Below are 26,203 nucleotides of genomic sequence, written 5' to 3'. Positions count from 1 at the left end.
ACGTCTCTACAAGATTTTGAGTTTTATATATGTACTTCATTTACCTGAAATCTTCTGTATCAAATAACGATTATAAAAAGATGAGGCTTGAAACGATATATACTTAAACCAATAAAAAAGCAATTTCGTATATAAAAACACTATTTATTCTTTTTAGTTTGTAACGTATTTTTCTGGAAAACAACTATCATCAGCCAGAAGAATTTTACCAAAAACTGCCAAGCAAAACATCAGTTATTTATTTGTATTTATCAGTAAATAAAGAATTCGATTTATCAGCAATCGATTTTTAGGAAAAACCTGAAATCGGCAGAAACAGGCGATATAAGCATAGAATCGATCAGGCTTTAATTTAAATTATTGGCAAAATTTTTCATTTAAAAAATTAAAAAGATTTTAAAGCCCTCAAAATATTAAATTCAAGTCATCAAAAATTGATAGAGAAAATAATCCTTTGTGAACAATAAACTCAGCTAATTAAGATTAAGTTAGGATGAGAATAATAGTTCAGATAAATTAGTAGGCAAAATTGCTGAGGTAGATTCATGGCACAACTAACAGGCTTGACATTTGGCGGTAAAACTTGGATACCTAAATTTGCTCAAGAGATCAATCAAGAAAAGTGTATTGGCTGTGGCAGATGCTTTAAAATTTGCGGGCATAATGTGCTATCTTTGGCGGCACTTAACGAAGAAGGTGAACTTGTAGACGATGAAGATGGTGATGAAATCGAACGAAAAATAATGGTAGTAGCTAATCCAGAAAACTGTGTTGGTTGTGAGGCTTGTGCAAGAATCTGTCCCAAAAATTGCTACACCCATGTTGCTTTAGTAAGTTAAGGTTTATGCGCTTTTTTCAAGCGCTATTGTCGGTAAATGCGCTTGCTAAACCTTATCGGAACGCACACCCTCCTTCGCAGGCTAGAAGTTGCTTGTTATGCGTACTAAATTCTGCCTGCGTTTTGTCGGCTTAGTACGCACAATGCCACACTCTTCTACTAGTCTGCCAAGTTAATAAATGCGGAGTTAAAGAACGAACCACAGAAGCGCAGAGAACACAGAGGAAGAGGAAGAGAGAAAGATTCTCTTTCCTTCGTTTACACTGCAATAGATGTGGTGGAATACTGGATATTTACCGGAACTACCCAAAAAGTTAGCAGTAGAACAATGCAGAAATAGGAAAATGTTAGCCATTAACAAATTTAAATTTGCGGCTAATATAGCCTAGATCAGTGGTGATAAAGGCAAAAGGATGAAAAAATAAATCTGTACGATTGAGCGAATTAATTCGCGAATTTAACTTCATCCTTATTTTTTTACTGAGAGTTGATTTGTGAATGCTTATTGTATTATGTCCGGCGTTGAGATACATGTTGTAGAGACGTTCCGGTGGAACGTCTCTACTGCGGATAAAGACGTTCCATCGGAACGTCTCTACGATGATTGGAGTATTTTTCTTCCTGTTAATTAAGCGGACATGAAATTAGCTACAAGTATAATAAATTTTGTTGTTACTTTAGCAGATAAAAGATATTAAAAAATATAGGGAATTTTCCCTGATTCACTATAATAAACAGAGAAAATATATAGGTGAAAGCAAATAATTATGCTTGTTGTGATGCTTTGAAATTTGCCTAAGGATATACATCAAGAGTACAGGATATGAATCCTGGGGTAAAAGAAAGAAAATCACACCTTTAACGATGTTGTACACAGCAGGTATGTATGCAAGAAATTCCTGTTTCATTATTAACTTTAGTTGCTGGAGCATTCGTCACAGTTTTAAGCATCTGGCTTGGTCAAAACCATAGTTTACTGCCGGTGCAAGCTTCCGCACAAGCGCCTTTGGTGGACGGGTTTTTCAACATCATGTTCAGCATTGCGATCGCTCTATTTTTGATAGTAGAAGGAACCATCTTAATTTTTGTAGTTAAATATCGTCGCCGTAAAGGAGATGATACGGATGGTGTCCATATTGAGGGCAATCTTCCTTTAGAAGTTTTTTGGACGGCAGTTCCATCAATCATTGTCCTCTGCTTAGGAGTATACAGTGTTGATGTTTTTACCCGCATGGGCGGAATTGAAGCACCAGGACATATGATGGCTCATAGCCATTCTCCAGCTCATGTTGCTCAGATGCCAGGAACCGCACTCGCAGCTACATTGAGTGACGCAAGTGCTTCGGAGATGGAAATACCAGTACCCCCAGCAGGAGCGCGGAAAATAGGCATTGGGGGAACTTCCCAAGATGGCAAAGTTGCCGACTTAGTTGTTGATGTCACCGGGATGCAGTTTGCTTGGATATTTAACTATCCCGAAAGTGGTGTTAATTCTGGAGAATTACACGTCCCAATTGGTGCCGATGTCCAAATTAACTTGTCCGCAACAGATGTAATTCACTCATTTTGGGTACCGCAATTTAGATTGAAGCAAGATGCAATTCCCGGTATCCCGACTCAATTACGATTCGTCGCTACTAAAACTGGTACATATCCGATAGTTTGTACAGAATTATGCGGTGGTTATCACGGTTCAATGCGATCGCAAGTAATTGTGGAAACACCAGAAGAGTATGAGAACTGGTTGACAGAAAACAAAGTTGCTCAAAACCAAGAACTGAATCAAGCTGTTGCAGTCAAACCAGCTCAGTTATCAGCTTCAGAGTTTCTTGCTCCCTACGCTCATGATATGGGGATTAGCTCAGTAACTCTAGAGTCACTGGTTAATGGTTATTAGTTAGTGGTTAGTGGTTAGTGGTTGGTGGTTAGTGGTTAGTGGTTAGTGGTTAGTGGTTGGTGGTTAGTGGTTGGTAGAAAAAACAACAAATATCAACTAACAACCAACAAATATCAACTATCAAACAACAAATATCAACTAACAACCAACAAATATCAACTATCAACCAACAAAGGAAAAAATATGACGCAAGTAGAATTTCCACCGAATACTCCACACGAAGACAATAAAGCTCAATTGGTGAGTACCCATACAATCCATCCTCCAGCGTGGAAATGGTACGACTACTTCACTTTTAATGTTGACCATAAAGTTATTGGCATCCAATATCTAGTTACAGCATTTGTCTTCTATCTAATTGGGGGATTGATGGCTGTTGTGATGCGTGTAGAATTAGCAACACCAGATGCAGACCTGATTGACCCCAATCTGTACAACGCTTTCATGACGAATCATGGAACAATCATGATTTTTCTGTGGATTGTACCGAGTGCAATTGGGGGATTTGGTAATTATCTGGTGCCGTTGATGATTGGCGCCAGAGATATGGCTTTCCCGAAGTTGAATGCGATCGCCTTTTGGTTAAACCCACCAGCCGGCGCATTAATTCTCGGTAGTTTCTTTTTTGGTGGATCGCAATCTGGCTGGACTGCTTACCCACCATTAAGTTTAATTACCGCTAACACCGCACAATCGATGTGGATTTTAGCGATCGTTTTGGTGGGAACTTCCTCAATTTTGGGTTCGGTGAACTTTGTCATCACCATCTTGAAGATGAAAGTCCCCAGCATGAAATGGGATCAAGTTCCCTTATTTTGTTGGGCGACTTTAGCAACCGCTATTTTAGCGCTTCTCTCCACACCTGTATTAGCAGCTGGTTTGGTGCTGTTGTTGTTTGATATCAACTTTGGTACTTCCTTCTTTAAACCAGATGCTGGCGGTAATGTGGTAATTTACCAACATTTGTTCTGGTTTTATTCGCACCCGGCAGTTTATTTGATGATTCTGCCCATCTTCGGCATTATGTCTGAAGTGATACCAGTACACGCCCGCAAACCGATTTTTGGTTATAAAGCGATCGCCTATTCCAGCGTAGCCATCTGCGTTGTCGGTTTGTTCGTCTGGGTACACCACATGTTTACCAGCGGTACACCAGGTTGGATGCGGATGTTCTTCACCATCTCTACCCTGATTGTGGCTGTTCCCACCGGCGTCAAGATTTTCGGTTGGGTAGCAACCCTTTGGGGTGGTAAAATCCGCTTCACCAGCGCCATGCTATTCGCCATTGGCTTGCTATCCATGTTTGTCATGGGCGGCTTAAGCGGTGTCACAATGGGAACAGCCCCCTTTGATATTCACGTACACGACACATATTATGTAGTGGCGCACTTCCACTATGTATTATTTGGCGGTTCCGTATTTGGTATTTACGCTGGTATTTACCACTGGTTCCCGAAAATGACCGGACGGATGATGAATGAAACTTGGGGTCGAGTTCACTTCGTCCTTACCTTCATTGGCACTAATCTGACATTCCTACCGATGCACGAGTTGGGTTTGCAAGGAATGCCTCGAAGAGTTGCCATGTACGATCCACAATTTATCAGCCTGAATCAGATTTGTACCGTTGGTTCTTTTGTATTGGCAGCTTCAGTGATTCCCTTCACAATCAACATCATTTGGAGTTGGATTGCTGGACAAAAAGCCGGTGATAATCCTTGGCAAGCTTTGACTTTAGAATGGACAACCAGTTCACCACCAATAGTAGAAAACTGGGAAGTATTGCCCGTTGTCACTCACGGTCCCTACGACTACGGCATCAATAATCATAGCGCTGAATTGCCGTCATCTACTGCAACAGAAGCCAGTGCTTAGTTAGTTTGTAGTAAGCGCTTTAGCGCTTACTACGATTTATTTTTGGACATTTATTCAAGCTGCAACAATATGGCGATCGCAACATCAAGTGCAGAACATCACGCAGAACACAGCGAACATCAAGATTTGCGAGTATTGGGATTATTAACCTTTCTTGCTTCTGAATCTTTAATGTTTGGTGGTTTTTTTGCGGCTTATTTGTTCTTTCGAGGACAAACAGAAATTTGGCCCCCAGAAAACACCGAAGTTGAACTTTTATTGCCGACCATTAACACTATCATTCTAGTTTCTAGTAGTTTCGTCATTCACTTTGGTGACGCAGCCATTAAAAAGAATGATGTCAAAGGAATGCGTCGGTGGTATATCATCACTGCAATAATGGGAGCAGTTTTCTTACTTGGTCAGATTGTTGAGTATCTAACTTTAGGATACGGCATGACGACTAATGTATTTTCTAACTGTTTTTATTTAATGACAGGATTCCACGGTTTGCACGTGTTTATAGGACTGTTATTAATTCTAGGTGTATTGTGGCGATCGCGTCGTCCCGGTCACTATTCTGCTACCAAGCACGTTGGTATTGAAATGGCAGAAATATACTGGCACTTTGTAGACATCATCTGGATTATTCTCTTCTCCTTGCTGTACATTCTCAGCTTGTTTTAAAACTGGGGACTGGGGACTGGGACTAGTAGTGCGTCAAGTGACGGATAGATTTTTTGTAGAGACGGCAATTTATTGCGTCTCTCTAACCGTCATTTAGGAGTTTGACAGACTACTAGTGAGTAGGAAGATTATTTTTAATATTTTTTCCCTAGTACCCAGTCACCAGTACCCAGTATCTATTACTAAAGGTTATTTTTATGAAAACTGACTCAGAAGCATTTTCCTGGTTTCAAGTTCCAGAAGATATTAAGAATTTATTGATATTAGCCGCCAAAAACTGGGAAGATACTGCCGAATCAGAAAAGTATATGCAGCAAGCTTTAGCTAAAACAGAAGATAATATAGATGTATTAGTCGCCGCATATAGATATTTTTACTATAAAAATAATTATCTACTAGCACTGGAAACCGCAGTCAAAGTTATAAATAAAATTCATGATTCGGAAAACCTACCTGATGATTGGCAACAATTGAAGCCAATATTAGTTAGTCGCAAAGATAACTCCTCAATTAGGCTATATTTAACCGCTTATGCCGCTTCTGGATTAGTCTTAGCAAAGCTAGGAGAAATAGAACAAGCTAAAGAAATAAGTGCCAGAGTCAAAGAAGTTGATGATAAAAAAGAATTTGGTGGGGGACTTATACTTGATATTTTGACACGCCCAGCGGAAGAGGATGAAGAATAATTATCTCCGTAGTAAGCGCTCACTACAAAACACACCCTATCTTAAAATACTGAATTTATGAAAAATAGAGATTGGCTTGTAACTGGAGATGGTCAGTATCAAGCATGTAAATCAGCCAGAGAATGGGATTTATTAAGAGATAATTATCGCCTGTATCGGTTTCTAACTGAGGTGGAAGACGTTCTTAATAACGTTGACGACGAATCAAGTCGCCTTCCAGAAATTCGCATGTTGGTAAGGCGATTAATTACTAATTCTTACTGGGTGCAAAGTCAGAAATTACAACCTTCTCCACAAACTGGAACTTCTGTTTTACTCCTGTATGATGAATTAGGTTTTCCTTTGACTGTGCAAATAGTAACATTTTTACCAGGAATAAAATCACCGATTCACAACCACGGAACTTGGGGAGTAGTAGCAGTATTAAAAGGACTGGAAAAAACTACATGTTGGCAACGCAGTCCTAGTGCAGAATTTCCAGATAAAATTGAAAGTACAGGCGAAATAACTTTAGAACCAGGAAATATTATCAGCTTTACTCCCGATGCTATTCATAGCGTGGAAGCGGTAGGTGATGAACCAACTGTAACTTTTAATATTTATGGTGAAACTGACCCCAAAGAAAGATTTGAGTTTGACATAGTTAGTAAAACTGCAAAAAAGTTTTAATTAATATTGATAATTATTAATGGCAAATATATAAGAATTTTAATTAGAATTTATGTATGGTTAGGCATTGTCCAAGAAAGTTTTTGATATCAGATAATGTCTATTCAAATGATTTTTTTATAGCGGTTTGCACGCTTGATGTGATGTGTAAAATTGACCTCTCTCCAACTGTGTAGAGACGCGATATATCGCGTCTCTACATCTCCCCCTTCCCTTGTAGGGAAGGGGGTTGGGGGGTTAGGTCTGACTCTACTTCACTCAACCCAAAACCGCTATACATTTATCTAATTATTAAGGAGATAATTCAATGGCAAGAGTAATTTTCTATGAAAAACCAGGCTGTAAAAATAATACGAAACAGAAAACTTTGCTGACAGCCGCAGGTCATGAAGTTGTGCCGTATAATCTGTTAACTGAAACCTGGACAGTTGAGCGTTTGCGCTCCTTTTTTGGCGATCGCCCTGTGGTTGAGTGGATTAACCGCGCCGCCCCAGTGGTAAAATCTGGTGAGGTAGATCCAGAAAAACTAGACGCAGAAACTGCTTTAGTATTGATGCTGCGCGATCCGCTGTTAATTCGCCGTCCTTTAATTCAAGTAGGCGATCGCCGTGAAGCCGGTTTCGATGTGGAAAAAATCAATGCTTGGATTGGTTTAAAAGCTGCGGATGAATCCCTGCAAGAAATGAGCGAAAAACTCATGAACCAAGACCTACAAGGCTGTGCCCACGGTCACGATCACGAACACCATCAGCAAGGTAAATGTAAACATTAGGAGGAGTGGGGGAGATGAGGGAGATGAGGGAGATGAGGGAGATGAGGGAGATGAGGGAGATGAGGGAGATGGAGAGACAAACTCCCCCTGCCTCCTTGCCCCCCTTGTCCCCCTTGTCCCCCTTGTCCCCTTGTCCCCTTGTCCCCTTGTCCTCCTAACGAACAGCCGTAGGTTCAGCTTCCAAGTTTTGGAACATGGGGGTGCTAAGGTAGCGTTCGCCAAAGGAAGGCTGAATCATGACGATTAAGCGATCGGTGTTTTCTGGGCGTTTAGCAACCTCAATTGCTGCATATAAAGCAGCACCGGAGGAGATACCAGATAACAATCCTTCTTCTTTTGCCAAACGACGCCCATAAGCGATCGCCTGATCGTCGCTGACTTTAATCACTTCGTCAATCAGTTCGGTACGGAGAATAGTTGGGACAAATCCGGCACCAATACCTTGAATTTTATGTGCTCCTGGTTCACCACCAGAGAGGACGGGGCTATTGCTGGGTTCAACAGCGATCGCCTGAAAACTTGGCTTGCGTTGTTTAATTGCTTCCGCAACTCCAGTAATTGTCCCACCGGTACCTACCCCAGCGATGAGAATATCCACTTCCCCGTCTGTATCTTCCCAAATTTCTTCGGCGGTAGTTTTGCGGTGAATTTCCGGATTTGCTGGGTTGCGAAACTGTTGCAGCATAAAAGCATTGGGAGTCTTAGCGACAATTTCCTCCGCTTTGCGAATTGCCCCTCGCATTCCCTCTGCCCCTGGAGTTAACTCCAAAGTAGCACCATAAGCGCGTAGCATGGCGCGTCTTTCTAAACTCATCGTTTCTGGCATGGTTAAAATCAAACTGTAGCCACGCGCTGCTGCCACCATTGCGAGTGCAATCCCGGTATTACCTGAGGTTGGCTCGACTAAAATGGTTTTTCCTGGCGTAATCCAGCCCGTTGCTTCTGCTTGCTGCACCATGCTGATGCCGATGCGGTCTTTGACTGAAGCGGCTGGGTTCATTCCTTCCAACTTCACCACAATTCTGGCTACACATCCTTCAGATTGGGGGATCTTATTCAGAGCAACTAAAGGAGTCCGTCCAATAAGTTCTGTTACGTCTTTAGCTATCCGCACGAATTAACTCCTAAAATTCTAATTTTAGTAAAGTCTCACACATTTTATTTTCTTACAGTTAGTTGTATATATTTAAATTTATTAATTTTTTTCTTGGAATGAGTTGTTGATGTAAGTTGCACTCCTTGAGCGCAAGTGTATGTATAAACATATATAAATTATATACTCTAACTTACCCCGAATAGACTTCTTGTAAAAGTATATTTTTTGGATTTGAAGTCCGCGTAGGCGGGCTTTGTTTGTATAGCCCCAGGCTTGTAGCCTGAGGGCGTTTACTCATAGGTTTAATATTGAAAATATTTGAGCATGAGCAGAGTGAGCAAGGGTTGAGTGAGAATCTGGCTGTTGAGTTGTGTAATGCGAGTGGGAATTGTTTGCTTTCGCTTTCACAACTTTGGCTTATTAGTGAGGTTATTTCTGTAGTGTTTAGATGATTTTTCAAATTCTCTAGATCGTAAATACAAATATTTAATACAATATTAATTTTTTATTGATTCAATTTAAGTTAATTGCGTGTATATTTATCAAGTAATATGATTTGCTTTGAGTACAAACTTTAAGAAGCAGAAATTAGCTCAAAAACAGTCTTTTATCAAAGCCTGGATGGGTTTGGTGTTGAGTACAAAAATGCTAGAACCCCAGAACGTAAATACTAGTACCCCAACCCAAAAATACTAGTACCCCTACCCCAAGAAAATTTTGTAAGTCTTATCAGATAAGAATTGCAGGCTTTGAGTACAAACCTAATTAATTTAATAATCTTAATCCACACAGATAAATAGTTGTGTGCAGAGACGACTGATATAAAACTTATAGGATTTACGCAGAGATTCCCCTCTACCCCCCGACATTCTGATGGTGCAAACCTAAAGAACGAGGGGGGACTTCTTAACCCCCTATTGTAGATAAGGGAAAGATGTGCGTCACTCCTGTCAGTAGTATTTTCTTACTTCTGATATTTATATTTTGCACGCTTCTGCCATTTTATTTGCCAAAGCTTAGTGCTTGTATAAACCGTAAAAAATATTTGCTCACTGGGTAGATACTGCCTTGCAACGAAGAGTCAATTTAAAGGCTGAAGTATGAAGTATAAAATTAACCCACCCATACCAAAATCTGAACTATGAAGGATATTTGCTCCTTTATCCTTCATATTTATAAAGCTTGTATCAACTTCATCCTTTACACTTCATACTTCTTTAGTCAAGATGAGATCCAGAATTGTAAATATTATCACAGTTTGTTTAGTAACTTTAGCAGTACTTTCTCCAGGAGTCGTAGTATTTGGCATAATTTGGGGACGACATATCGAATTATTGGAAATAAAGAATTCAACTTATGCAGTTAATCAAATTGGGAAAAACACTACTAATGAAGCACTGAACCAAAGCTTATTAACTACTAAGCAAGAAGATACAAAACCCAATCCTGCCCAAGAAATACTAACTACTGTTGAGCAATATAAAATTGCCACTTTGTTGGAATGGTTTTTCTTGTTTTTCCCTATTTGTATTGGCTTGGCAATTCTTTTCTATGATAGGTATCTTGTATATCGATCTGCGGTTTTACAAGAACAGATCGAAATGTTGGAAAGACTTTGGCAGCAAAGCATCGAGCAATAAACAATTCGCGCATCAACAAACATAAATCATGACACAACAAACCCAAGAACAACGCCAAAACCTGTATTTTAATTTAATTGATAAGCTACTTAAGTGTCCTAACGGTCAGGAACCGGAAGTTTTAGAACAAGAGCCAGAATTAATTGATAGTGGTTTGGTGCAGACAATGATGCAAGTAGGAACTATGTTTGCTCACGAAGGAAATCAAGATGGTGCCGAGTTTTTATTTTTTGTTGCGCGTGAGCTAGCAAAGGAATTAGGATTGTATCCTGAAGTTTCAAATAAGGAGTAGAAATGCTATTGACTTCAATAGATGCCGGACAAATCGCGTTAGAGTTCCTGATGGCAGATTGGAACATTTCCGAACCAAATAGAGAGTGGTTTACAATATTTAACTCTCGTTTGATTGGTGAGTGTTGGTATATTGTAGAACTTGGCATTGCCGGATTTCCCGATAGGTGGTTTATTCAAGTTTACGACAATGGAGAGTGTGACCCAAACTATACATTTATCTCTCCTATGCGTGGTTCAGATGGATATATTGACCTTATGGATTTGCCAGATTTGGTAGCAGAGGTTTTGGTGTCAGAGCGTAATGCTCGATAATCACAGTTAATGATTGTTATGAGAGAAAATTTTGAATCATAAATTTTCCACATCGCAATTCTAGTTTTTTCCGGAAACAATCAATTTAAATTATTTAACTGCCTTGACTGGATTGGCGCTACATTTGATGATTTTTCCAGTCACAGGCAAGTTTAAACAAAGTTTGGGTGCTATATCAAATTGATAGGAGGTATTGCTAAAAGCATACCTCCTATTGTTTAATTGTAATTATAAAGCATTAATAAAAAATCGGTTTATTGTCAGTTTGGGTTGACAATAAATGTGTTATATTAACATATGTGATGAGCGCTACGTAAATATGTTTTGTAATGATTACTGAAGATATCCTAGCCAAAGAATTCATCAGAGTCGTGGAAAACTATTACCCACAATTAGGGGAATTGTTAGACGGCTGTTATGTCAAAGTCATTACCTGTTATTGGGGACGACCTCCTAAACGCTTGCAATACATAGGGATTTATTGCTCTGCCGAAATATTGACTTATGTGCAAGCTAAAAAAGATGTACTTAGAGAAGTAGCAGACAATATGGGGTTAGTTCAGGTGGTGTTTATGAATGCCTCACGACTGCTACGCGATCCGATGTCAAAACTAAAGCAGGCACATCCACGCTTGTGGTTAGATTTGCATTGGGTCGCAACTTAGAAATAATAGCGATCGCCATGAAAATTGGACTATTTTGTAATTATGAAAATCCTTACCAGGATGCCCATCGCGCCATTTTTGAACAAGTCGCGCTGGTGAAACATGCCGAATACCTTGGGTTTGACCAAGCCTGGGTGAGCGAACATCATTTCAATGAATTGAATATCAGTTCATCAATGTTAGTCTTGCTGGCGCACCTAGCAGGCGTTACTTCCACAATTCGATTAGGAACTGGAGCGGTTTTGCTAGCGTTTCATAACCCGATTCGAGTTGCGGAAGATATTGCCACATTGGATAATTTATGCAGTGGTCGGTTAATATTTGGAATTGCCAAAGGTGGACCCTTTCCGCAACAAAACAAACATTTTGCCACAGCAGCGAGTGAATCTCGTCCGAAAATGTTGGAAGCGATCGCGATGATTCAGCAGTTGTTATATGAAAGGGATGTCACCTTTAACGGGCAATATTATGAATGTGCAAAGTTGACAATTTACCCGAAACCATTGCAACCAAAAATTCCCGTGTTTGTGGCAACTGGGGATGATGACGGGGTAGCATTTGCCGCAAAACATTCCTTCGGTTTGATGGGGGGACCGCCGTTTTCACTTAATAGATTGAAGAATACTGTTGCCAAATATCGTGCTTTGAATTCCAGCGGTGCTGAAAATCTCATGCTGGCACGCTTCTTTTTTGCGGCAAAGACATACGATGAAGCGGTGAATGAAGCGATGCCTTTTATCCGCAAATACAGCCTGAAAATGAAAGCCAATTCTGCCCAACTTATGCAAGGCAGTCTCAATCAAAAAGTCAAACAATTTGATCGCGACAACATTTGTTTTGATGAAGACTATTTGATTGAAAATTCGATTATTGGTGATGTAGCTAGTTGTCGCGACAAAATCAAAAAATTTCAGGATGAATTAAATATAGGCACGCTGGCACTCAAACCCTCGTCTTTTGACTTGCAAAAAAACCTTGAGAGTTTGACTCGCTACAACCAGGAGGTGCAAAATTATGTGTAAACCACCCTCACTACCTGCGGATGATTTACCGCCAACAGAGGTGACAAAACTTGATAGAATGCTGCATCAAGAGCTAGAACAATCTACTGGCAGATGCTTTTATCAAGCGTGCGATCGCATTACCCGCACATTACTCTCTAACTGTCATTGGTATATCACTACAAATGCCGATAGTTTGACCTTGGTAATTGACAGTCCTGACATAGTATCTTATTGGCACATAGTCAGCAACATTCCTCAATTTGGCAATCGATTAGAACGGTTTTCTAGTAATGCTAATATCCGCGTTTATCCCCCATTTGGCAAAGGGGGTGCCTTTGAAATTAGCGTCAAAGAAATCTCAGGTTATCGAGATTGGCTTTGAGACAACGCTGTTATATTAATATATTGTAAAGACGTTCCGGCGGAACGTCTCTACGATGTTGCTAATAGCTAATGGCTTTTTTGGATAGCCACTCATACCAATTATCTAATCCCATTCCCGTCTGTGCCGAAAGCTGAAAAATCTGAATTTGCGGATTGACTTGCTTTGCGTATTCTATGCAGCGTTGCACATCAAACTTGACATAAGGCAGCAAATCAATTTTTGTCAAAATCATTATCTCACTAGCGCGGAACATATAGGGGTATTTTATCGGTTTATCTTCTCCCTCTGTCACCGATAAAATTACAACCTTTGCCTGTTCTCCCAAATCAAATAAAGCCGGACAAACTAGATTGCCAACATTTTCAATCATCACTATCGAATCAAGAGGTGGATTGAGTTGTTGCAAACCTTGTTCTACCATTGCGGCATCTAAATGACAGCCACTACCCGTATTTACTTGGACAACTTTGCAGCCAGTATCTTTGATTTTTTCTGCATCATTAGTAGTTTCTTGATCCCCTTCAATCACACTAAGAGACAATTGCTTTTTTAAATCATTGATTGTCCGAGTTAAAAGAGTTGTTTTTCCCGAACCAGGAGAACTGACTAAATTTAATGCCAGAATATTTCTACCTTTAAACCAGCCGCGATTTTGCGCAGCTATTAGATTATTTTTTCCTAAAATTTCATGTTCTAATGATATAGTTCTGCCATGTATTTTGGCATGAATTTGAGATACATCATTAATATCGTGACTGTGAGAATGGGTGACAATCTTGCCATCAGGTAACACATGAGTATGATGGTGGTGAGTTTCACTTTCAGGCTTAATAGCCACTACTGTACCAGTTTGCAAATTAGAAACTTTAGCTTCAGCATCATCAGAACAGCCGCAAGTTACACACATATTTCCTCTATCTCAATTTCTTTTATTTTTAATTCTTCGCCAGCAATTAAATCTAGTTGAAGGCTGCCACAACTACAGACACCAAAGGGCTTTTCTAGAGTAATTTCTGCACCACATTGACGACATTTTGCTAAACCGGGAGTTTGCAATATTTCTAATATTGCCCCTTCTAAAACTGTATTTTGAGAACAAATATCAAAACAAAAAGATACGGCATCAGGCATAATAGCTGAAAGCTTGCCAATTTCTAATAATACCCGTCGTACTTTTGCACCATTGGCGTATTCAGCTACAATTGCTACAACATTTTGAGTAATTCCTATTTCGTGCATAAAACTTAGGCGATCGCTCTTTTTTTAAATCAGATGTGAGGTGGGTTAACGCAGTGTAACGCACCAGATAAATTAGGTACGTTACTATACATTAAGCTTGTATAATTAATAAAAAAATTACTTAATTCACCAACAAACTAACTTTTGATTGCTTAACTTTCACAAATCCTATCAATAGCCTTTTGATGAAAAAGTCCGATTGACTACAAATATCTATATAAAAACTTAATAAATTCTATAAAATCATCATCATAACTTAACAAATACGTGGTAACTGATCGCCAACAAGCATATCAACAATGCGTTCAGCACCGAAAATAGTGTTTAACAATACAATTCCCGGAGGTGAGGAAATAACTTCACCGATAATACAAGCATCTTTTCCGGCTGGATGAGACTTCATAGCTGATAAAACAGTGTCAGCATCATCACCTTTCACCACTACAACTAACTTACCTTCATTCGCCAAATACAACGGATCTAAACCGAGAATTTCGCACACACCTTTTACTTCTTCACGTACTGGGATAGACTTTTCATCTAGACGAATTCCGACATTTGAACTAATAGCAAATTCATTTAATACTGTAGCCAAACCGCCGCGTGTTGCATCCCGCATTGCATGAACTTCGGGACAAACATTGAGGATAGTTTTAACTAAATCATGCAATGGCTGACAGTCACTTTCAATATCAGTATCTAATGCCAATTCTCCACGGGCAATTAAAATTGCAGCGCCATGATTGCCCAATTCACCATTAATAATTACCGCATCTCCCGCTTGAATATTGTGTGCCGAAATAGCAACTCCCGCCGGAATTACGCCAATACCAGCAGTATTAATAAACAACTTATCTACAGCACCGCGTTGCACAACTTTTGTGTCACCTGTCACAATTTGGATGCCAGTTTTATGCGCGGCTATTTTCATACTTGTAGCGACGCGTCGCAATGTTTCTACAGGTAATCCTTCTTCTAAAATAACACTACAGGAGAGATATAAAGGTTTAGCACCACTCACCGCTAAATCATTTATAGTGCCATATATTGCTAATTCTCCGATATCACCACCAGGAAAAAACAAAGGGTCTACAACATAAGAATCGGTGGTGAAAGCGAGTCTATCTCCGTGTTTTGTGAAACTTGCTAAGTTGAAACTTGCTTGATCTTCTAATTGCGAGAGAATCGGATTATCAAAGTTACTAATAAAGATATCATCAATTAAATCGCGCATTGCTTTACCACCGCTACCATGCGCGAGAGTAATATGAGTATCTCGCAGTTTACCTCGCCGAGAGATTTTTTGAAAGAGGGGATTTTGCGCTGAGTTATTGGGGGAAAGTTTCATATTCAAATATTATTAAGTTTGTAGTAAGCGCTTCAGCGCTTTCTTCAGCGCTGAAGCGCTTACTACGAGACAATTAAAATGTAAACAAGTTTATACGCCTTTTTCCGTATGTCTGCCACTATGCTTATCAGAATGTAATTGACCCCCTACCGCCCAATTTTCCCGTTCAAATTCATCGATATGAATCGTAATCCATTCTGGCTTAGAACCTAAAGTAGCAACGAGTGTATCAGTGAGGGCTTTAACTAATTCGCGTTTTTTTTCAATAGAATGACCTTTAGCAATTTGAACTGTGATGAATGGCATACAATCTCCTTTTTATCGAGAATTACCGCAAGCGGGGAGAGGTTCTTGAGATATTGTTACCTGTGATTTTTCCGATATATTCTTCTTAGCAACTTTAGAAAGACGACCATATTTGTAATAAGCTGCACAAGCACCTTCAGAAGAAACCATGCAAGTTCCAATCGGTGTTTCTGGGGTGCAAGCTGTACCAAATACTTTGCATTCCCAAGGCTTCAATACACCTTTGAGAATTTCGCCACATTTACAAGCTTTATGGTCAGCAACTTTGAGATTAGGAATGGTATATTTAAGTTCGGCATCAAATTGAGCATACTTTGTCCGAATTTTTAAGCCAGAATTAGGAATTTCACCCAAACCGCGCCAATCAAAGTTTTCTCGCACTGTAAAAACTTCGTTTATAGCTTCTATTGCAACAATATTTCCCTGCGTTTCAACAATTCGATTATATTGATTTTCAACTTCACAACGATTTTCTACTAGCTGCTGTAATAGCATCCAAATTGATTGAAAAATATCTAAAGGTTCAAATCCAGAAATAACAATTGGCTTATGATACTGTTGAGAAATAAATTGATAAGGCTCAGTGCCAATTACCATACTGACATGACCGGGACCGATAAATCCATCTAGTTGTAAATCGGGATTATCTAGCAGTGCTTCCAATGCAGGAATCACGAGGACGTGATTGGAAAACATGCTGAAGTTGTGAATTTTTGCAGATGCTGCTTGTAAGATGGTAAAAGCAGTGCTGGGGGCAGTTGTTTCAAACCCAAGGGCAAAAAAGACGATTTCTTTGTCGGGGTTTTCTCTAGCGATTTGCAGGCTATCTAGGGGAGAGTAAACCATGCGAATATCTGCGCCTTTTGCCCTAGCTTGCAGTAAGCTGGTTGTGGAACCGGGAACCCGCATGGCATCACCAAAGGTGGTGAAAATGACGTTAGGATTTTCGGAGATAGCGATCGCATCATCTAATCTCCCTTTTGGCATCACACACACCGGACAACCTGGACCGTGAATTAATTCTATTGTGTCCGGCAAAATTTCTTCAATGCCATATTTAAAAATAGAATGGGTATGACCACCGCATACTTCCATTAATTTGATAGGCTTTCCTAAAATTTGACATAATCTTCCAATTTCTTGGAGTAATGCTTCAGCTTTTTGTGGTTCGCGAAATTCATCAACGTATTTCATATTAACTTTTAATTTTAGTTTCGTAGTCAGCGCTTTAGCGCTTATTCTTAACCCATCGCTTCTGCTAATTCTTCCAAGAACTTTAATGTTTCCGCCGCTTCTTTTTCATTAATTCGATTCATGGCAAAGCCAACATGAACCAATACCCAATCTCCAACACAAGATTCGGCGGGATGCTGTTCGTTAACGATACAAGCAATATTAACTTGACGTTTTACACCACCAACGTTAACAATAGCTAGTTTTTGATTTATGTCGGTTATTTCTGTTATTTGACCGGGAATTCCTAAACACATTTTTGATTTTCCTTGTTAAAGAGAAATGAACCGCAGAGAACACAGAGAAAGAAAAGAAAGAGTATTTAAAATATTGTGATTTAAGGACTTATTGATTTAGCGGCTGCTATAACAGCTTGTCCTAGTGATAAACCGCCATCATTTGAGGGTACTAAACTGTGAGTTAGTACCTTTATTTCTAATGGTTCTAAGCCTTTAGTTACTTGCTGTAATAAAATATTATTTTGAAATACTCCTCCGGTGAGAATGACTTGATTTATTACATTTTCTGTACGGAGATGTTTAACCATTTCTACAATGGCTGTAGCCAAACTTTTGTGAAATTTAGCAGCGATGACAGGTTGAGAAATGTGCTGTTGTAAGTCGTGGAGTAAAGCTTGCCACATTGGGCGCGGGTCTATACAATAAATACTATCTAAAATGTCAAGTTGAAAAGGATATATTTGCGTTTCTTCATGATTATTTAAGCTATGGACATCAACTAAGGCTTCCATTGCGATCGCTGCTTGTCCTTCATAGCTACATTCTTCGCGACAAATGCCGATCGCAGCAGCAACTGCATCAAATAAACGCCCGACTGATGAAGCTTGGGGAGAGTTTATCTGTTTCTCCATTAGCTGATTGAGAAGTTTCAGCGGTTTGTTTTCTAGAAAATGTAAGATTTCTAACTCACCGTATTTTTGTTTTAAATTATCCCAAGTATCGGTTAATATCAAGTGGGCATAGGTGTTACGCCAAGGCTGATAAATTGCTTGTGTACCTCCAATCATGGCTACTGGTTTAAATGTTGCTAGTCGCTTAAATTGGCGATAATCTGCTAACATAAATTCTCCGCCCCACAGTGTACCATCTTCGCCATAACCTAGTCCATCTAAAGCGATTCCTAAAACAGGGTTACTATCTAGAGGAATATTATTTTCTGCCATGCAAGCGGCAATATGGGCGTGATGATGCTGGATGTTATAAACTTTTATTTGATTAGCGTTTGCTAGTTCTTTACCTAGTTTTGTTGAAAGATATTCAGGATGTAAATCTAGAGATATTACTTCTGGTTTATGCTCAAATAAATTTAAATATAAATTTAGCGTATCTTGATATGCGTTAAAAGCCGCAGCATTTTCTAAATCTCCTAAATGCTGGGAGATAATTGCTTCTCCATCTCGCAATAAACAAAAGGTATTTTTTAACTCACTACCCATTGCTAATATATGAGGAACGTTGTTAAATCCTAGTGGTAAATTAATAGGTGTTGGTGCGTATCCTCTAGCGCGACGAATTGTTTGCACTTTATCACTAATAACCCGTATTACCGAATCATCTATCCGGTTAACAATTTCACGGTTATGTAAAAGAAAATAATCTGCAATTTTCCCTAATTTTTGCCGCGCTTCTTCATTATCAATACATTGCGGTTCATCAGAAATATTACCACTTGTTAAAACAATCGGGCGATTCATCCGTTTGAGAATTAGATGATGCAAGGGCGTATAAGGTAGCATAAAACCGAGAGTATTTTGCCCAGGTGCGACGGAATCTGCTATTTGGTATTCTCCCCTTATTTCCTTCTTTCTCATCAAAACAATCGGTGCTGCGGGACTTTCTAATAATTCTTTTTCCTTCGCATTCGGAGTACAATATTCTTCGATTACCGTTATATCTCGCGCCATTAAAGCAAAGGGTTTATGGTAACGTTTTTTGCGATCGCGCAATTTTTCCACCGCTGTTTCCTGCGTAGCATCGCAAGCAAGATGAATACCACTTAACCCCTTAATTGCCACAATTTCGCCTTTTTGCAACAAGGTACAAACAGCATCAATATCATCCAACATCGAGAACATAAAAGCGTTAATTGGTTTACCATCTGCACGTTCTAAAGTCACTTGGGGACCACAGATATGACAAGCAATAGGTTGGGCGTGAAATCGACGGTTTTCGACATCGTTGTATTCCTTCGCACATTCTGGACACATGGGAAAAGCAGCCATGCTAGTATTATTTCGGTCGTAAGGAATAGCGCGAATAATACTCAAACGGGGACCGCAATGAGTACAGTTAGTAAAGGGGTAACGATACCAACGGCTAAGGGGATTAAAAAGTTCTGATTGACATTGCGGACAAGTAGCAGCATCAGAGGTAATTGCTGTTTTTACCGCATTACTAACACTAGTAGTAATGACAAAATCATTAAAGCTAAATTCACCCTGATAAGGAGTTCGAGTCAGTTGATTAATTCTTGCTAAAGGAGGACATTCTTGTTGTAATCTTTGAACAAATTCTGTTATAGATTCATCACTACCAGATACCCGAATTAACACACCTTGACCATCATTACAAACTTCCCCACATAACCCACAAGCCTTCGCCAAACGATACACAGTAGGACGAAATCCTACCCCTTGAACAGTGCCATAAACCCTGATTTCTTCAATAGACATAAATCTTTTTTTATTAGCGCCTCTGCGTGAGATAAAATTAGGACTTACACAAAATACTCTCAAACTCTCATTTCTCTGTTTTCTCTGCGTGCTCTGCGGTTCGTTTTTCCGTTGTTTGTATATCTATATTTCCATTTTCCAAATTAAAATTCGATTATTTCCCGAATCAGCTATTATCGCAGTATTGCCACATACTTTTATCCCATAACACCAACTTAAACTATCTCTCTTTGGCAATGCAAAATCGCGATTCTCACCTTTAGTTTGAAAATCTATTTGTCCAGCCAACGCATCCGCAACAGCACCTTGCAAAGATATAATTGATTTTGGCTTTTTCCATCCCAACAAACGAGAATTAGCAGTATCCGCAACTAACAACCAATCACCACTAGCTGCCACACCATAAGGCATACTTAAACTGCTAGCGCTAGGAAAATAAACACCTTGATTTATTTCAACTAAATCAAAGTTTTTTTGTCCTAACACCACCGCACAAGGAGTATTATTTTCTGTTGGAATTCCTTGCCAAATCATTACCCGGTTATTACCCGCGTCAGTAACAACTAAATTGTCTCCCCAAATGGTGATATCATGACACCAACGCATACTTGATGCTGAAGGACTAGCACCACCATTTTCGTTACGCGATCGCATGTCTGGTTGTCCCAACACCAAATCAGCTGGTTGACCATCTTCTGACGGTAATTCATCCCAAATTAAAACCCGACGATTTCCCGTATCAGCAACAAACAATCTCCCTTGATAATAGCAAACACCATAACACCAATTTAAAGTATTTGCTGTGGCTTCTTGCTTACCACGATTCGGTTCATTGTCAATAAAATTAGCTTGACCTAACACCAAATCTGCCGGAACATTGTTATCTTCCGGCACTTTTTTCCAAATTAAAACGCGGTGATTCCAAGCATCCGCTACTGCTAAACCTTCCCCACAAGCACAAATCCCAGTTGGGACACTTAAAGTTGCCCTTCCTGGTGTACTTTTAGCATTTTGTCCCTCATGATTAAAGTCAGGTTGTCCAATTACCCAATCCGCAGGTTGATTGTCTGTAGTCGGTAAATTTCGCCATCCTAATAAGCGATGATGTCCCGTATCTGACACCCACAAAGAACCAGTTTCAGATAACAAACATGCACCACGCGGCGCAAACATTTCTCTAGCACTAGGTGCTAAAGGCATCACTAATGTTTCTGATTCAATACTATTACCTAAAATTACTTTCGCACCATGAAACGACAGAGGTAATCTTTGGGCAATTTCTGTTGCTTCTCGCTTTAATTTTGATGTGGGAGTAATCTTAATTGGGTTATGCATCAATTTGAAATTTTAGATTTTCAATAATAGTTGCACAAAAACTTTATCACCCTTAATTTTTACAGGATACGACTGTAGAGAAACATCAGGTGCTGTTAAACATTCTCCTGTATCTAAATTGTACTGAAATCCGTGAGAAGGACAGGTGAGAATACCATTTTCAACTGTACCGTCATCTAAAGGAAAAGCTAAGTGAGCACAAGCATTTTTGTAACAGCTTATTTTAACACCTTGACGATGTAAAATCAGCGAATTACCTGCAAAATTAACCACCAATACAGCAGATTCCGGAACTTGATCAACAGTTGTTAACTTAACCCAAGGAGGATTTCTATTTTGAGAAAATGGACTGGTTAAACTATTAGCACTATGAACAAGAGGTTTCTTATCGACAGCAATAACTTTTGTAATTTCTGGACAATATTTTTTAATAGCTTGTTCAACTCCCTGAGATAAAGTCAAAGTTGAAGAAGGACAATGACTGCAAGTTCCGATGAACCTGACTTCAACTGTATCTGGTAATTTAATTGCTACTAATTCCACATCACCGTTATGACTTTTTAAGCTAGGACGAACTTCATCAATGGCTGTTTGAATGCGTTGTGATAAAGGCGGTTTTGGCGATTTTATGAGTTCGTGATATAGCAGTACTCCGTACACTACTTCATCATCTACTGCCTGACGTAAAGCTGAAATTGTTTCTTCTTTTTTTAAGCTTTTAATCAACCGCATTAAAGCTACTTTATGTAAAGCCTCAATCGCTCTTTTCAACCCGACTACTACACAGCGCTGGCTTTCATCCCACTCAGCTACAATTGCCTCAAAGCGGTTGATTTCTTGAATTAATTCCTCAAGCTTTGTCATTATTTATTGGATAGTGGATAGTGGATAGTAGATAGTGGATAGTGGATAGTTGTTAGTCGATAGTGGATAGTCGATAACTGTTGGCTGTTAACCGTCAACCAATAACTAGCAACTAACAACTAGCAACTAACAATTAACAACTCACTTCGTTTTAAAATCTTTGAGTAAAAATGGCATGATTGCGCCAGTTAATAAGCTAGATACTATGATTGGTAGCCATAAGGGAACGTTCACTTGTGCAATTGATACCAACAATAACAAACCTATCACAGTGCCTATTGTAGTTTGTTGGATAAAATACATAGGATCGCGTATTAGCTTTCCTTTGAAAAATAATTTCAGAGAAAACCAGCCCATCTCAAACATAATTACTCCTAGAAATTATTCAAGTAATTTAGAAGAACTAGCCCTATAAATACCGCTGGAATCACACCAGCAGGTCCCAATAATCCACCAGTCATTGCGGCTAATTCATAACCTAAATCTTTGCCGGCTAAAAGCACGCCACCAATGGCACCACCAACTATAGATAAGCCTGCTGCTATTACTAACCATACTAATGATGTAATTAAGTTAATGTCGCCAGACAGCAAGCTTGACAAAAAATCTGTCATTCTTTTTCTTCCTTTTTTGAAAATTAAGAATTATCCTTTAGTATTTCCATCTCGACTTCTTGCAAAGCTTGGGTGACAATTTCTGCTTGTTCTATTTGTTCGTACTGTTGAAATATTTCTCTAGCTTCTTGATAGTAATTACGAACTCGCAACAGATTTTGATAATTCCCGATTTCTGCTTTTTCTGGGTCATCTGGTAAGTTGAATAAGGCATTAGCTTTGTTAGAAATTGTGTTGGCGTATTCTAAGGGTGTATCTTTAGCAGATCGCACTTTTAATGCCTCGTCATAAGCAGCGATCGCTCGGAAAATATTCTCTAGTGGATGCGAACTCGGTAAATATTGCAATGCGTTGCCTAAGTTATTCTGCAACATCGCATATTCTCTGGGGTGGTCAATCAGCTTAATGTGCTTCAATGCAACCTCAAATGACTGCACAGCCAAGCCTTGACGCAAGTATTCTCTTTCTGATGCTAAGGGCATAGAAAGGTAAGCGATCGCTATGTTGTTGTATAAAATAGCATATTCTTGTGGGTAATCCTGCCAGGTAAATACCCGCAAAGCCTCGTGATAAGCTTGGATGCTATCTGTCGTCCGCGCCAAATTGAATGGCACCAACGACTGCAACACCAACCCCAAATTCATCTGCACTTCTGCTACTTCCTCAGGTGAGGCAAATTGTTGCAAAATTGGCAGTGCTTCTTCATAACCTGCTTTCGCTTGGAGTAGCAATTGCGACCCAACATCCGGAATTGTCTGTAAGCCGAGTGCCATTCCCGCATTAGCGCGGGCTTTGAGGAGAGGATAATCATCAGCGCACAATTCATAAGCCCGATAATACAGCCCAACCGCATTTCGCAAATCTTGGGCTGTTTTAGGCTGTTTCAGAAAAGATTGCGCCATCTCAATCAGCATTTCGATTTTTTCTTCTGTCGTTGCTGATTCTGAAGCGATCGCCGCGATCGCCGCTTTTACAGCTGAATCTGTAATACTAGGGGTCATCACCACTCTTTTCTCGTCAGTTCGGGAATTGAATCTTTCAACGCCCACAAGACATGGAGACGCATTTGTTCTTGCGTGTCTAATCAAGGGTTATACAAACTGCACCCTTGTGTTTTCCCCCCATATTTAAAGCTGTTCCCGATCTCTCCTCACCACTCTTTATCTACACCTTTTCCTTCGTTTGTTGCTTTCCCTCTGGGCTGAGAAAAAGCCGCAATTTCAATTACCAAGTGTTTTGGCACTTATAAAGAATGAATTCTCCTTCGATTCAATTAGTGAATTTTCTGGATCTACAAAACACTCTATTGTTAGAAGCATAGAGGAAAATTGCATTGTTTGACGTTCTTTTAAAACTTTTTCCATATATCTTAATAATTTTATTTTTTCTTTGTCAAAGAAAGAAGATATGAATTTATATGTTTGGAAAATATTATATATCAATTAATAAATTTTTTAATACTTATAAATAGCTTTTTGTATATATGCAATACAATTATTATCTCAAATAAAATTATTTAGTTACGGCATTAGCTTTATATAGCGAGGCTTGGATTCCGATAATTTTTTATTTAAATAGTCAGTATGGCGATGATTGCGTTTTATATTTTATGACTAGTTAATTCCAAAATCTGTTCTAAAGAGAACTTTTTCAAAATATTAAATTGTATTTAACTAATACAAAAAATAAAATTTTATTTCATTACATACAACCGAAGCAAAAACTATCTAATATTGAAAAATAGACGTTTAAAAATAGGCGAGGTCTGACAAATTTCGTTGCTCAAAAGGATAAAGGATAAAGTATTAATCATGAAAAATTTTATACTTTATCCTTTTTTAGTTGTTTGAATTAGGTATGGTAAACAACATAGACAATATAACTGATGACTAACTTACTATGGCTGCAAGGTGGTGCTTGTTCAGGCAACACCATGTCATTTCTCTTATCACTATAGAATAAGCCTTAACGAAGAGGCTGCTCTTGCAGGGGAAATGACCTCTGACTCAATCAAGTGAAGCGGAACGGTCACTATACGAACAGCAAAATCACCAGCAGCACCAATTCCGGCACTAACTGCAACGCCTCCGGGGCTTACTTATCGACAGCGATCGCGCCCGACAAACCTACCTGATTGGGGACAAACCGCAGAAATCGCGTTCCAAACTATTAAGTCTGTGGTAAGCACTGGATTTGCGCTCTTCCGGATGCTTGGTAACTTGCTTGTCCGGTTTGTCGGGGGGAAAGGGATAGTAATATTCTTGCCCCACCCATTACAGCAAATTTCGGGTATATGAGGTACATACGTAAAACCCAAAACCCTTGATTAGACCTAGCATTGCTACGTCTCTACATGTATTTCATGACAACGCAATCTGCTGTAAATGGACGCAGTTGAAGAAGGCAGGAGGCAGAGGGCAGAAGGCAGAAGGAACAATTGGGCGGGGATTCAGACCCCGCCCAATTGTAAGCGCTCCAGTTGACGGCGGGGTTTTAGACCCTTGTTCCCTACGGTCACGGGCAGAGAGCAGGAGTCAGAATTCCCTTCTGCCTTCTGCCTCCTGCCCTCTGCCTTTCTTGATAAATTTGTACCTCAGCAGACTAGGAAAAGCTATATAATGCACCCTACTACAATTTTATTTTTCAATTTAATCGGAAATAAATATCTTTAGAGTAGGGATTGAGGTAGGGACGCTGTAAATCTATATTTAGCTCTGTAAAGTGTTGAGCGATCGCTTTCATTTTCTCCTCACTACTGCTATCACCTTTTTGCCAAGCTGACAGCAAAGCTTTTGCGATAATTTGACAACGATTTATGCCAAAATTCTCTTGTGCAGCAAATTTTTGACTTGGTTCTTCAGCTAAACTCAAGCCAGGGGCTAAAAACTTGGTAAATAAAGGTATTTCTGGCTTAAAATAAGATTTATGCTCTGAATAAACATCTTGAAGAATTTTCCGCACCGCTGGATAGTCGTTGCGTTGAAAATAGAGCACCCCAGAGTCGTAACGTTGGTATGCACAAGGGTTGTAGAGAACTTGAAAGTTAAAGAAAATCTCAGCCGCGTTTAATTGTAGGGTGAGATTATCCATCAGAGCGATCGCTCCAGTAGAAGTTAAATTAAAGTAGATTCTTAGCATATCCAAATCAACGTCTGGATTATTGCTCACTGCTAAATAATAATTATTTTGCAGTCGATTTTTTGGCATCAAAATTGCAACAAACTGACCAACTTTGGCAAATTCCATACTTGGTTGCATAGGCGAGTTATACTCAACATGCAATGTCAAACCGTCTTTAATTACTACCAGAGTACCATCAGGTTCTTGCCGCAAAACTTGCCAACCAGAATCAAGATAACCTACACCGTGATTACTAGCATCTAATTGTTCATAAAATTCCCAATCATTACCGAAAATATAATTGTTTTCTAAAGTTTGGTGTGGTAATAAATTAGCTGGTTTGGCATTTAATCCCAAAATGTTTCGCAAAGAGCCATTGTAATAAATTCCGTAAATAAAATTTCGCAATAGCAAAGTCAGATATTTACGCTGTAATACTGGCAGATTTTGTTGAAATCTGTCTGCTACTTTTTTTGGCAAAGCAAAAGGTTGATAATTGGGATGAATAATGCAAAAGTTAGATTCAATTTGAATATTGTGGGCAATGTCAAACAGAGAATCTAGCAGTTGATTTGTAGGAGTATATAGCATTTTCAAATGTAGTAAGCGCTTCAGCGCTTTAATTAATGAGCGGTGAACCGCTCACTACGAAA

The 26,203-nt window shown here is 39.3% G+C and carries 28 protein-coding genes; 14 read left to right on the top strand and 14 right to left on the bottom strand.

The window, feature by feature from the left end:
* Positions 1–545: 545 nt before the first annotated feature.
* The 8 genes from fdxB (at position 546) to TOL9009_RS0133255 (ending at position 7,403) form a co-directional block, all read left to right on the top strand.
* Complete coding sequence (fdxB, locus tag TOL9009_RS0133285; RefSeq protein WP_029637682.1) at positions 546–839, top strand: ferredoxin III, nif-specific; 294 nt, start codon at positions 546–548, stop codon at positions 837–839.
* Between the two features lie 493 nt (positions 840–1,332).
* Complete coding sequence (locus tag TOL9009_RS48100; protein ID WP_186227748.1) at positions 1,333–1,470, top strand: hypothetical protein; 138 nt, start codon at positions 1,333–1,335, stop codon at positions 1,468–1,470.
* A 254-nt stretch (positions 1,471–1,724) separates the two neighbouring features.
* Entirely contained in the window at positions 1,725–2,735 is a 1,011-nt protein-coding gene (locus TOL9009_RS0133280) for a cytochrome c oxidase subunit II (protein WP_029637681.1), read from the top strand.
* Positions 2,736–2,918: 183 nt separating this feature from the next.
* On the top strand, positions 2,919–4,610 hold the full coding sequence (gene ctaD / locus TOL9009_RS0133275; RefSeq protein ID WP_029637680.1) for a cytochrome c oxidase subunit I: 1,692 nt from the start codon (positions 2,919–2,921) through the stop codon (positions 4,608–4,610).
* A gap of 69 nt (positions 4,611–4,679) precedes the next feature.
* Positions 4,680–5,276, top strand: coding sequence for a cytochrome c oxidase subunit 3 (locus tag TOL9009_RS0133270; protein WP_029637679.1), 597 nt, complete (start codon positions 4,680–4,682; stop codon positions 5,274–5,276).
* 197 nt (positions 5,277–5,473) lie between these two features.
* The gene (locus TOL9009_RS0133265; protein WP_029637678.1) at positions 5,474–5,962 is read left to right on the top strand and encodes a hypothetical protein; all 489 of its coding nucleotides are present in this window, start codon (positions 5,474–5,476) and stop codon (positions 5,960–5,962) included.
* A 57-nt stretch (positions 5,963–6,019) separates the two neighbouring features.
* Complete coding sequence (locus tag TOL9009_RS0133260) at positions 6,020–6,631, top strand: cysteine dioxygenase family protein (protein WP_029637677.1); 612 nt, start codon at positions 6,020–6,022, stop codon at positions 6,629–6,631.
* Between the two features lie 307 nt (positions 6,632–6,938).
* Entirely contained in the window at positions 6,939–7,403 is a 465-nt protein-coding gene (locus TOL9009_RS0133255; protein WP_029637676.1) for an ArsC/Spx/MgsR family protein, read from the top strand.
* A gap of 154 nt (positions 7,404–7,557) precedes the next feature.
* Here TOL9009_RS0133255 and cysK read toward each other — a convergent pair whose 3' ends face one another.
* Positions 7,558–8,517, bottom strand: coding sequence for a cysteine synthase A (gene cysK / locus TOL9009_RS0133250; protein WP_029637675.1), 960 nt, complete (start codon positions 8,515–8,517; stop codon positions 7,558–7,560).
* A 1,208-nt stretch (positions 8,518–9,725) separates the two neighbouring features.
* Here cysK and TOL9009_RS0133245 point away from each other — a divergent pair.
* The 6 genes from TOL9009_RS0133245 (at position 9,726) to TOL9009_RS0133220 (ending at position 12,796) form a co-directional block, all read left to right on the top strand.
* A complete protein-coding gene (locus tag TOL9009_RS0133245) occupies positions 9,726–10,139 on the top strand; it encodes a hypothetical protein (protein WP_029637674.1) in 414 nt (137 codons plus the stop codon).
* 28 nt (positions 10,140–10,167) lie between these two features.
* Positions 10,168–10,431, top strand: coding sequence for a hypothetical protein (locus TOL9009_RS0133240; RefSeq protein ID WP_038298214.1), 264 nt, complete (start codon positions 10,168–10,170; stop codon positions 10,429–10,431).
* A gap of 2 nt (positions 10,432–10,433) precedes the next feature.
* A complete protein-coding gene (locus TOL9009_RS0133235; RefSeq protein WP_029637672.1) occupies positions 10,434–10,745 on the top strand; it encodes a hypothetical protein in 312 nt (103 codons plus the stop codon).
* A gap of 329 nt (positions 10,746–11,074) precedes the next feature.
* Positions 11,075–11,410 carry a hypothetical protein gene (locus TOL9009_RS0133230; protein ID WP_029637671.1) on the top strand — a complete coding sequence of 112 codons (336 nt, stop codon included), beginning with the start codon at positions 11,075–11,077 and terminating at the stop codon, positions 11,408–11,410.
* Positions 11,411–11,427: 17 nt separating this feature from the next.
* Entirely contained in the window at positions 11,428–12,432 is a 1,005-nt protein-coding gene (locus TOL9009_RS0133225) for an LLM class flavin-dependent oxidoreductase (RefSeq protein WP_029637670.1), read from the top strand.
* Positions 12,425–12,796 (top strand): hypothetical protein, encoded by a 372-nt coding sequence (locus TOL9009_RS0133220; protein ID WP_029637669.1) that lies wholly within the window; start codon positions 12,425–12,427, stop codon positions 12,794–12,796. Before TOL9009_RS0133225 ends, TOL9009_RS0133220 begins: the two co-directional genes overlap by 8 nt.
* Before the next feature lie 61 nt (positions 12,797–12,857).
* Here TOL9009_RS0133220 and hypB read toward each other — a convergent pair whose 3' ends face one another.
* From hypB to TOL9009_RS0133150, 13 genes are all read right to left on the bottom strand, one after another.
* Positions 12,858–13,706, bottom strand: coding sequence for a hydrogenase nickel incorporation protein HypB (gene hypB / locus TOL9009_RS0133215; RefSeq protein WP_029637668.1), 849 nt, complete (start codon positions 13,704–13,706; stop codon positions 12,858–12,860).
* Positions 13,697–14,038: a hydrogenase maturation nickel metallochaperone HypA/HybF gene (locus TOL9009_RS0133210; protein WP_029637667.1), complete on the bottom strand. Its 342-nt coding sequence runs from the start codon at positions 14,036–14,038 to the stop codon at positions 13,697–13,699. Before TOL9009_RS0133210 ends, hypB begins: the two co-directional genes overlap by 10 nt.
* A 256-nt stretch (positions 14,039–14,294) precedes the next feature.
* Positions 14,295–15,386, bottom strand: coding sequence for a hydrogenase expression/formation protein HypE (hypE, locus tag TOL9009_RS0133205; RefSeq protein WP_029637666.1), 1,092 nt, complete (start codon positions 15,384–15,386; stop codon positions 14,295–14,297).
* Between the two features lie 90 nt (positions 15,387–15,476).
* Positions 15,477–15,692 (bottom strand): tautomerase family protein, encoded by a 216-nt coding sequence (locus tag TOL9009_RS0133200; RefSeq protein ID WP_029637665.1) that lies wholly within the window; start codon positions 15,690–15,692, stop codon positions 15,477–15,479.
* Between the two features lie 12 nt (positions 15,693–15,704).
* Entirely contained in the window at positions 15,705–16,886 is a 1,182-nt protein-coding gene (hypD, locus tag TOL9009_RS0133195; protein WP_038298210.1) for a hydrogenase formation protein HypD, read from the bottom strand.
* 47 nt (positions 16,887–16,933) lie between these two features.
* Positions 16,934–17,182 (bottom strand): HypC/HybG/HupF family hydrogenase formation chaperone, encoded by a 249-nt coding sequence (locus TOL9009_RS0133190; protein WP_029637663.1) that lies wholly within the window; start codon positions 17,180–17,182, stop codon positions 16,934–16,936.
* A gap of 80 nt (positions 17,183–17,262) precedes the next feature.
* On the bottom strand, positions 17,263–19,617 hold the full coding sequence (hypF, locus tag TOL9009_RS0133185; protein ID WP_029637662.1) for a carbamoyltransferase HypF: 2,355 nt from the start codon (positions 19,615–19,617) through the stop codon (positions 17,263–17,265).
* Positions 19,618–19,740: 123 nt separating this feature from the next.
* A complete protein-coding gene (locus TOL9009_RS0133180; protein ID WP_029637661.1) occupies positions 19,741–20,952 on the bottom strand; it encodes an NHL repeat-containing protein in 1,212 nt (403 codons plus the stop codon).
* 12 nt (positions 20,953–20,964) lie between these two features.
* Complete coding sequence (locus tag TOL9009_RS0133175; protein WP_029637660.1) at positions 20,965–21,816, bottom strand: Fe-S cluster biogenesis protein NfuA; 852 nt, start codon at positions 21,814–21,816, stop codon at positions 20,965–20,967.
* Positions 21,817–21,957: 141 nt separating this feature from the next.
* Positions 21,958–22,182 carry a hypothetical protein gene (locus TOL9009_RS49865; RefSeq protein ID WP_029637659.1) on the bottom strand — a complete coding sequence of 75 codons (225 nt, stop codon included), beginning with the start codon at positions 22,180–22,182 and terminating at the stop codon, positions 21,958–21,960.
* 8 nt (positions 22,183–22,190) lie between these two features.
* Positions 22,191–22,430, bottom strand: a complete 240-nt coding sequence (locus TOL9009_RS0133165; RefSeq protein ID WP_029637658.1) for a hypothetical protein — start codon at positions 22,428–22,430, stop codon at positions 22,191–22,193.
* Between the two features lie 23 nt (positions 22,431–22,453).
* Positions 22,454–23,431 (bottom strand): tetratricopeptide repeat protein, encoded by a 978-nt coding sequence (locus TOL9009_RS0133160; RefSeq protein WP_029637657.1) that lies wholly within the window; start codon positions 23,429–23,431, stop codon positions 22,454–22,456.
* Positions 23,432–25,073: 1,642 nt separating this feature from the next.
* Positions 25,074–26,141, bottom strand: a complete 1,068-nt coding sequence (locus TOL9009_RS0133150; protein ID WP_029637656.1) for a T3SS effector HopA1 family protein — start codon at positions 26,139–26,141, stop codon at positions 25,074–25,076.
* Positions 26,142–26,203: the final 62 nt, after the last annotated feature.

It is taken from the genome of [Scytonema hofmanni] UTEX 2349 (assembly GCF_000582685.1).
Classification (GTDB): domain Bacteria; phylum Cyanobacteriota; class Cyanobacteriia; order Cyanobacteriales; family Nostocaceae; genus Hassallia; species Hassallia hofmanni.
The sequence above is the reverse complement of the archived record's forward strand: the minus strand, read 5'-3'. Positions and strand labels throughout refer to the sequence as shown.

What these genes read in the sequence shown, in the direction of transcription:
- fdxB (WP_029637682.1), top strand. Translation starts at nt 546, where the DNA reads ATGGCACAACTAACAGGCTTGACATTTGGCGGTAAAACTTGGATACCT.
- TOL9009_RS0133280 (WP_029637681.1), top strand. Translation starts at nt 1,725, where the DNA reads ATGCAAGAAATTCCTGTTTCATTATTAACTTTAGTTGCTGGAGCATTC.
- ctaD (WP_029637680.1), top strand. Translation starts at nt 2,919, where the DNA reads ATGACGCAAGTAGAATTTCCACCGAATACTCCACACGAAGACAATAAA.
- TOL9009_RS0133270 (WP_029637679.1), top strand. Translation starts at nt 4,680, where the DNA reads ATGGCGATCGCAACATCAAGTGCAGAACATCACGCAGAACACAGCGAA.
- TOL9009_RS0133265 (WP_029637678.1), top strand. Translation starts at nt 5,474, where the DNA reads ATGAAAACTGACTCAGAAGCATTTTCCTGGTTTCAAGTTCCAGAAGAT.
- TOL9009_RS0133260 (WP_029637677.1), top strand. Translation starts at nt 6,020, where the DNA reads ATGAAAAATAGAGATTGGCTTGTAACTGGAGATGGTCAGTATCAAGCA.
- TOL9009_RS0133255 (WP_029637676.1), top strand. Translation starts at nt 6,939, where the DNA reads ATGGCAAGAGTAATTTTCTATGAAAAACCAGGCTGTAAAAATAATACG.
- TOL9009_RS0133245 (WP_029637674.1), top strand. Translation starts at nt 9,726, where the DNA reads ATGAGATCCAGAATTGTAAATATTATCACAGTTTGTTTAGTAACTTTA.
- TOL9009_RS0133240 (WP_038298214.1), top strand. Translation starts at nt 10,168, where the DNA reads ATGACACAACAAACCCAAGAACAACGCCAAAACCTGTATTTTAATTTA.
- TOL9009_RS0133235 (WP_029637672.1), top strand. Translation starts at nt 10,434, where the DNA reads ATGCTATTGACTTCAATAGATGCCGGACAAATCGCGTTAGAGTTCCTG.
- TOL9009_RS0133230 (WP_029637671.1), top strand. Translation starts at nt 11,075, where the DNA reads ATGATTACTGAAGATATCCTAGCCAAAGAATTCATCAGAGTCGTGGAA.
- TOL9009_RS0133225 (WP_029637670.1), top strand. Translation starts at nt 11,428, where the DNA reads ATGAAAATTGGACTATTTTGTAATTATGAAAATCCTTACCAGGATGCC.
- TOL9009_RS0133220 (WP_029637669.1), top strand. Translation starts at nt 12,425, where the DNA reads ATGTGTAAACCACCCTCACTACCTGCGGATGATTTACCGCCAACAGAG.
- hypB (WP_029637668.1), bottom strand. Translation starts at nt 13,706, where the DNA reads ATGTGTGTAACTTGCGGCTGTTCTGATGATGCTGAAGCTAAAGTTTCT.
- TOL9009_RS0133210 (WP_029637667.1), bottom strand. Translation starts at nt 14,038, where the DNA reads ATGCACGAAATAGGAATTACTCAAAATGTTGTAGCAATTGTAGCTGAA.
- hypE (WP_029637666.1), bottom strand. Translation starts at nt 15,386, where the DNA reads ATGAAACTTTCCCCCAATAACTCAGCGCAAAATCCCCTCTTTCAAAAA.
- TOL9009_RS0133200 (WP_029637665.1), bottom strand. Translation starts at nt 15,692, where the DNA reads ATGCCATTCATCACAGTTCAAATTGCTAAAGGTCATTCTATTGAAAAA.
- hypD (WP_038298210.1), bottom strand. Translation starts at nt 16,886, where the DNA reads ATGAAATACGTTGATGAATTTCGCGAACCACAAAAAGCTGAAGCATTA.
- TOL9009_RS0133190 (WP_029637663.1), bottom strand. Translation starts at nt 17,182, where the DNA reads ATGTGTTTAGGAATTCCCGGTCAAATAACAGAAATAACCGACATAAAT.
- hypF (WP_029637662.1), bottom strand. Translation starts at nt 19,617, where the DNA reads ATGTCTATTGAAGAAATCAGGGTTTATGGCACTGTTCAAGGGGTAGGA.
- TOL9009_RS0133180 (WP_029637661.1), bottom strand. Translation starts at nt 20,952, where the DNA reads ATGCATAACCCAATTAAGATTACTCCCACATCAAAATTAAAGCGAGAA.
- TOL9009_RS0133175 (WP_029637660.1), bottom strand. Translation starts at nt 21,816, where the DNA reads ATGACAAAGCTTGAGGAATTAATTCAAGAAATCAACCGCTTTGAGGCA.
- TOL9009_RS49865 (WP_029637659.1), bottom strand. Translation starts at nt 22,182, where the DNA reads ATGTTTGAGATGGGCTGGTTTTCTCTGAAATTATTTTTCAAAGGAAAG.
- TOL9009_RS0133165 (WP_029637658.1), bottom strand. Translation starts at nt 22,430, where the DNA reads ATGACAGATTTTTTGTCAAGCTTGCTGTCTGGCGACATTAACTTAATT.
- TOL9009_RS0133160 (WP_029637657.1), bottom strand. Translation starts at nt 23,431, where the DNA reads ATGACCCCTAGTATTACAGATTCAGCTGTAAAAGCGGCGATCGCGGCG.
- TOL9009_RS0133150 (WP_029637656.1), bottom strand. Translation starts at nt 26,141, where the DNA reads ATGCTATATACTCCTACAAATCAACTGCTAGATTCTCTGTTTGACATT.